8 protein-coding genes are annotated in these 6,279 nt (G+C 30.5%); all 8 read right to left on the reverse strand.

Annotated features, from left to right (window positions below):
• Nucleotides 1-13: 13 nt before the first annotated feature.
• The 8 genes from EPJ79_RS08940 to EPJ79_RS08975 are packed head-to-tail and all read right to left on the reverse strand — an operon-like array spanning nt 14 to nt 6,233.
• Nucleotides 14-364 carry a PTS sugar transporter subunit IIB gene (locus tag EPJ79_RS08940; RefSeq protein WP_147739225.1) on the reverse strand — a complete coding sequence of 117 codons (351 nt, stop codon included), beginning with the start codon at nt 362-364 and terminating at the stop codon, nt 14-16.
• Nucleotides 365-374: 10 nt separating this feature from the next.
• Nucleotides 375-827, reverse strand: coding sequence for a ribose 5-phosphate isomerase B (gene rpiB / locus EPJ79_RS08945; protein WP_147739226.1), 453 nt, complete (start codon nt 825-827; stop codon nt 375-377).
• Between the two features lie 15 nt (nt 828-842).
• Nucleotides 843-1,838, reverse strand: coding sequence for a D-allose transporter substrate-binding protein (alsB, locus tag EPJ79_RS08950; RefSeq protein ID WP_147739227.1), 996 nt, complete (start codon nt 1,836-1,838; stop codon nt 843-845).
• A 23-nt stretch (nt 1,839-1,861) separates the two neighbouring features.
• The gene (gene alsK / locus EPJ79_RS08955; protein ID WP_147739228.1) at nt 1,862-2,803 is read right to left on the reverse strand and encodes an allose kinase; all 942 of its coding nucleotides are present in this window, start codon (nt 2,801-2,803) and stop codon (nt 1,862-1,864) included.
• A gap of 15 nt (nt 2,804-2,818) precedes the next feature.
• On the reverse strand, nt 2,819-3,496 hold the full coding sequence (gene alsE, locus EPJ79_RS08960; RefSeq protein ID WP_147739229.1) for a D-allulose 6-phosphate 3-epimerase: 678 nt from the start codon (nt 3,494-3,496) through the stop codon (nt 2,819-2,821).
• A gap of 22 nt (nt 3,497-3,518) precedes the next feature.
• Entirely contained in the window at nt 3,519-4,466 is a 948-nt protein-coding gene (gene alsC / locus EPJ79_RS08965; protein ID WP_147739230.1) for a D-allose ABC transporter permease, read from the reverse strand.
• A gap of 26 nt (nt 4,467-4,492) precedes the next feature.
• Nucleotides 4,493-6,010, reverse strand: a complete 1,518-nt coding sequence (locus EPJ79_RS08970) for a sugar ABC transporter ATP-binding protein (RefSeq protein ID WP_147739231.1) — start codon at nt 6,008-6,010, stop codon at nt 4,493-4,495.
• Complete coding sequence (locus EPJ79_RS08975; protein WP_147739232.1) at nt 6,003-6,233, reverse strand: hypothetical protein; 231 nt, start codon at nt 6,231-6,233, stop codon at nt 6,003-6,005. Before EPJ79_RS08975 ends, EPJ79_RS08970 begins: the two co-directional genes overlap by 8 nt.
• Nucleotides 6,234-6,279 lie beyond the last annotated feature (46 nt).

A 6,279-nucleotide genomic window follows, 5' to 3' on the forward strand; every position in this document is an offset into this window, starting at 1 on the left:
TTTTACTCCTTTTTTAGTTATCGTTTCTTAAATTATTTATAGCTTCCAATAATTTAGAATCTTTTAAATCACTTTTCTTATGATAATTTTTAACGGCGATTATTTTAGAAGAATCTACATTTAGTTGAGATGTAAATTCTTCAACGGAAACATATAAATCTGCTTCGCTTTGTTTTGCCCCGCTAAAATCTTTAGCTTCCACATTCACATTTTTTATACCAGCTTCCTCGCATAATTTTTTGATGTTTGTGGCAAGCATTAAACTGCTTCCAAGTCCGTTTCCGCAGATAGTTATAATGGATATAGTTTTTATATTTTTATCGTTATTTGCTTTTTGTTTTTCTTTATTTCCAAATAAGCCCATAATTTTCTCCTTAAATAATATCCTCTCCGTTTTCTATTTTTGAAATCATATTAATTCTGTTAGAATGTCTGCCTCCTTCATATTTTGCATCAAGCCATTCTTTTACAATCATTTTAGCCAAATCCAATCCTACTACTCTCGCTCCGAAAGCTACTATATTAGAATTATTATGCTCTTTTGAAAGTTTAGCCGAATAAGGCTCGCTACATACGGCGGCTCTTATGCCTCTAACTTTATTTGCCGCTAAAGATATTCCTATTCCCGTTCCGCAGATTAGAACGCCTCCTTCATATCTTCCAGAGGCGATTTCATCCGCAACCTTTTTACCGTATATAGGATAATCCGTTCTTTCTTTGGAATAAGCGCCAAAATCTTTAACTTCATGCCCTAATTCCAGCAAATAATTAACGATTTCTTTTTTCATATCAATTCCGATATGGTCCGAACCGATAGCTATTTTCATTGTATTCCTTCCACATTATTTATTATTCTGTATTCTCTCTTCAACATTATCTTGCGTAACCAATATAGCTTCTAATCCTATAACTTTTGGTTCAGCGTCTACGGATATAAGTCCTTTATTCTGCTGAACGGCTTCAACAAGCAATCTTAAACCTTGAGCGCCTATTTGTTTAGAATCCTGTTCCATAGTAGCTTTTAGTCTGCCTTCTTTAATACTTTGAAAAGCCTCTGGAGTTCCGTCAGTTCCAACAACTATTATAGAATTTTGTTTTTGAATATTTTCAACTGCCTGCTGAGCTCCCAAAGCCATAGTATCGTTACAGCAATATATAGCTTTAATATTAGGATATCTTTGAAGTAATGAAGATGTCACATCCAATGCTCTCGTTCTGTCCCAGTCGGCAGGTTGAGAGGCAACTAAATTAATTCCTGAAGTATTTGTAAACACGCTTGCAGCTCCAGTTCTTCTATCTTCTCCTGAAGTAGTTCCCGCTTTTCCTTCTATAATAATGACATCTCCGCTTTTTATTTGTTCTACTATAAATTTAGCGGCGGATGCCCCAACCTTGAAGTTATCGGTATTTACGAATCCTTCGACATTAGCCTTATTTGCTTTTAGCTGCTCCATATTAATTTTTTCATCAACATTTACCAAATAAATGCCTCTAGAATAAGCCAGAGAAACTGCGGATATTAAATTAACAGGCGAAATAGGAGCGAATCCTATTCCCGCATAATCTTTGCCGATATTCTCTTCAAATAATCTTAACTGTCCTTGAATATCGTCTTCAGAATTTCCCGCAAGAACTGTCACATTTACTTTGAGCCTATTAGCTTCTTCTTCGATGCCGTTTTTTAAATTAATCCAAAACGGACTGCTTAAGGTTTTTATTATCATAAGATATTTTTCAGAATTCGATGCGGACACATTTTTAGCGTCTCCGTTTCCGCTTCCAGAACATCCTATGATTAGTAGTGATACCATAATGGTAGAAATAATAAATTGTTTCATGATTTTTTCTCCTTTGTTTAAATTTATTTTAATTTATTATTTGCTATTTTATTATTTTTTAATTTATCGAAAGCGTATATTCCGCCTCCGATAACTCCGCTATTTTGCGTATTTCCCGTATATAATATTGTAATATCTTTGCCAGGATAAGGTTTTCTAGAATGCTTATATATATTTTCTTCTAATTCCTTTCTTGGAAAATTATTCATATCTTGAAGTCCTCCTCCAAATATAAATATATCGGGGTCTAATATATTAACTTCCGTAGCCACAGCCATTGATAGAACATCTATAAAATCTTTAAGTTCTTTATCTTCGTTATAATGCTTAAAAATTTCTGATATATCATTATTCTTATATTTTTCATCGTTTATATACTGCAAAGCTTTTCCGCTCGCCTTTGATTCTATGCATCCTATATTTCCGCAACCGCATACTCTATCGTTTCCGTAAACGGGTATATGTCCTAATTCTCCTGCCGTTCCATGTTTTCCAGATATAAATTCATTATTTATATAAATTGAATTTCCTATTCCAGTTCCAAAATAAACTCCGCAAACTATAGGATAATTATATAATTGCATATCATACATATCTTTATATAATAAAAAATTCACATCTTTTTCTAAAAACACTTCAATATTGCCGAATTTTGATTTAATAACTTCAACTAAATCAACATTTTCTAAAGAATGCAAATATGTGGCGGATATTATTTTATTTTTTTCTTTATTAATCGTTGCAGGAACTCCTATAGATATAGCTTTTAAAGATTCAAAAGATTTATCAAATAATTGGCTTTCTTTTATTACAACATCTATCATATTTAAAAATTTATCTATGCCATAATTATCAGATATAACTTCTTTCGTTTCTATTTTTCTAAAATTATATACATTATAATTAGAATCTATAAAACCTGTTCTGGTAAAAGTTCCGCCTATATCTATTCCTAAAATATACATAATAAAATCCGTTAATTAATTTCCTATGGCAATATTAATTTCATTTTGCATTTTATCCCAAGCCTTTTCAACATTTGAATCTAATCCGAATAAACCAGAAGAGCCAACTATATAAATTTCAGTTCCCGCATCGTATAGAGTTTTCCATGTGTTTTTATTACAAGAACCGTCAACTTCTATTTTATATTTATAGCCTTTTTCTCTTTTGATATTGGATAACTCTTTAATTTTTTCAACCGCTTCCGATATAAATTTTTGTCCTGCAAATCCAGGGTCTACAGTCATAACAGTTATTTTATCAAGTAAATGTATATATGGTTTTATAACTTCTATTATAGTAGCGGGATTTAAAACTATTCCAAATTCTTTTCTCCTATCTTTAACTATATTTATTAATCTAAACGCCTGCTTTTCTATCACATCCGTATGCAAACAAATAGTGTCGCTTCCCGCATTTATGCAATCAATAATAAAATCTTCAGGGTTTGTCATCATTAAATGAGTTGAAATTTTAGTTTTAGATATTTTTCTGATTTGCGAAATAAACCATGAAGAAAGGGTTATATTTTTTACATAATGCCCGTCCATAATATCTATATGATAAGAATCTATTTTATTATCTAAAAATTTTATATCGTCAGCAAATGTTTTTAAGTTCATACACATAAGAGACGGCGATAAGTTTAAATTCATATTTTTTCTCCTTAAAAAAATTTTATTTATTAGACTTTAATAGTCCGACTAATCTATCAAAAAATACCGACACTATAATCAAACTTCCCATAACTATCTGCTGATAAAATGCCGATATGCTTAAAATATTCATTCCGTTTCCAATAACTCCTATTATCAATCCTCCGACTATGACTCCAGATATTTTTCCTTTTCCTCCAAAAAAGCTTGTTCCTCCTATTATTGTAGCTGCAATAGCGGTAGATTCAAAACCTACGCCTGTTAACGGTTCAGCCGCTCCTAATCTTGCAGTCGTTAATATCCCTCCCAAGCCCGAGCAGAATCCAGATATCATAAATACGATTAAAGTATATAAACTAACATTAATCCCAGAATACCATGCGGATGTTTTATTGCCTCCTAAAGCGTAAATATTCCGTCCAGCCTTGCAGTAATTAGTGAAAAAAGCCAAAATACCAGATAGAGATAAGGCTATAATAACAGGAATCGGAATAGGTCCTAAATAACCCGCAAGTCCCTGATTAAAGGCTATAGGAAAACCAAAAACGCTTCTGGCATCGGATATTATTAAAGTTATTCCTCTAAATATGGATTGAGTTCCAAGCGTTATTATAAAAGGATGTAAGCCCGTTTTATTTACCAAAAACCCGTTAATTAAACCGAGCATTATGCCTAAAATTAAAGATATTAAGATTACGACAATAGGATTTATGCCCGTTATTAGAAGTTTGCCAGCTATTATTCCAACCAAAGCCATTATAGAGCCGACTGACAAATCTATTCCCGCTATTAATATAGTAAAGAATTCTCCGCATGCTACCACAATTGTTATAGAACTTTGCAAAAATACTTGTATCAAATTGCTTTTAGTTAAAAAATAATTCGGCGATAATATACCCAATATTATTACAAGTGATACAAGTATCATTAATATTCCGTATTTTGTCCAAAATTTATTAAAGTTTTTCATTTTATAATCCTTCTATAATCCTAAAATTAAGATATTGCCAATTTCATTATATTTTCTTCCGTAGCTTCTTTATTTTTCAATATTCCGCTAATACATCCGTTGCTAAAAACTGCTATTCTATCGCATACGGTTATAAGCTCGGGTAAATCGGAAGATACTATTAAAATGCCTATTCCGTTTTCAGATAATTCGCGCATCATATTATGTATTTCTCTTTTTGAACCTACATCTATTCCTTTAGTCGGTTCGTCAAATATAAAAAAGTTAGATTTAGCCGAAAGCCATCTAGATATTAAAACTTTTTGCTGATTTCCGCCTGAAAGTTCGGATATATTTTGATTTATATTTGCGCATTTTATATCTACGGATTTTTTATATTTTAAACTTTCTTCCAATTCTTTTTTACGATTTATAAATCCTATTAAAGAATAAAGCTTGCTTTCTATTAATGATTTTATAATCGCTATATTTTGCAAAACTGCAAAGTTCTGAAATATTCCGCTTTCTCTTCTATTTTCGCTTAAAAAAGCCATTCCTAATTTTATAGCATCATAAGGGGATTTTATTTTAACTTCATTTCCGTATAAATATATTTTACCTTTTTCGGTTATAGGGGAAAGTCCATAAATAGATTCTAAAAATTCCGTTCTTCCGCTTCCAACTAATCCTGCAATTCCTAATATTTCATTAGGATAAATATCTATATTTATATCTATAACTTTATAATCTTTTCTAGTTATATTTTTAGCAGTAAATACGGGTTTATTTGTATAATCTATTTCGTATTTAGACAATATTTTATCGTCTACTATCTCTCTGCCAACCATATAAGTTACCATTTTATCCATTTGTTTATCTAATTCTTCTTTTGAATTTTTATTAAGAACTTCGCTAATTATTTTTATTCCGTCTCTTAATACGGTTATTCTGTCTCCTATTTGTTTTATCTCTTCTAATCTATGCGAAATATAGACGATATATTTATTTTGAGATTTTAACATTTCTATAACTTCAAAAAGTTTTGATATTTCTTTTGAAGTCAAGGAAGTCGTAGGTTCGTCCATAATTATTAAATCAGATTTTAGAGCCAACGCTTTCGCTATTTCTATCATCTGTTTTTGAGCCGTTGTAAGATATTTAAGAGGCGTATTAATATCTAATTCTAAACCTATTTTAGATAATATTTCTTTAGAGCCTATTTCAAGTTTTTTATAATCTACTATTCCTTTTTTAGACGGCAATATCCCTATATATATGTTTTCGGCTATGGATAATTCATCAATAACGCTAAGCTCCTGATGTATAATGCAAACGCCTAATTTTTTAGCTTCCGCTGGAGTAAATTTTTTTATTATTTTTCCTTTTATCTCTATTTCTCCGCTATCTGGAATATAGTTTCCCGATAATATTTTCATAAGAGTAGATTTTCCCGCTCCGTTTTCGCCTAATAAAGCATGAACTTCATTAGGATAAATCTCAACCGAAATATCTTTTAACACGGTAACGCCGAAAAAACTTTTTGAGATATTTTTTAATTTAATCATTATTAACCTCGCAATTAAAAATAATTATTTTTACAACATTAAAATAATTAAATAAAGAAATTAAAAACGATTTAACTAAATATAAAAAAAGATTTTTAAAATACTTTATATAGTAATGAATAATTAAAAGATTATGGCTTTGCTTTGCTTTGCTTTGCTTTGCTTTGCTTTGCTTTGCTTTGCTTAACAAATTTACAGTATTGTTATTTGTTGTGATTTTCATATCAAACTTTCCTCACCGATTTCTCGGCAAATATTTTTACAATTAA

Origin of the sequence: Brachyspira aalborgi (assembly GCF_008016455.1) — a bacterium.
GTDB lineage: Bacteria > Spirochaetota > Brachyspiria > Brachyspirales > Brachyspiraceae > Brachyspira > Brachyspira aalborgi.

Coding starts and splice junctions, on each gene's coding strand:
- alsB (WP_147739227.1), bottom strand. CDS start 1,838: ATGAAACAATTTATTATTTCTACCATTATGGTATCACTACTAATCATA.
- EPJ79_RS08970 (WP_147739231.1), bottom strand. CDS start 6,010: ATGATTAAATTAAAAAATATCTCAAAAAGTTTTTTCGGCGTTACCGTG.
- alsK (WP_147739228.1), bottom strand. CDS start 2,803: ATGTATATTTTAGGAATAGATATAGGCGGAACTTTTACCAGAACAGGT.
- alsE (WP_147739229.1), bottom strand. CDS start 3,496: ATGAATTTAAACTTATCGCCGTCTCTTATGTGTATGAACTTAAAAACA.
- EPJ79_RS08975 (WP_147739232.1), bottom strand. CDS start 6,233: ATGAAAATCACAACAAATAACAATACTGTAAATTTGTTAAGCAAAGCA.
- alsC (WP_147739230.1), bottom strand. CDS start 4,466: ATGAAAAACTTTAATAAATTTTGGACAAAATACGGAATATTAATGATA.
- EPJ79_RS08940 (WP_147739225.1), bottom strand. CDS start 364: ATGGGCTTATTTGGAAATAAAGAAAAACAAAAAGCAAATAACGATAAA.
- rpiB (WP_147739226.1), bottom strand. CDS start 827: ATGAAAATAGCTATCGGTTCGGACCATATCGGAATTGATATGAAAAAA.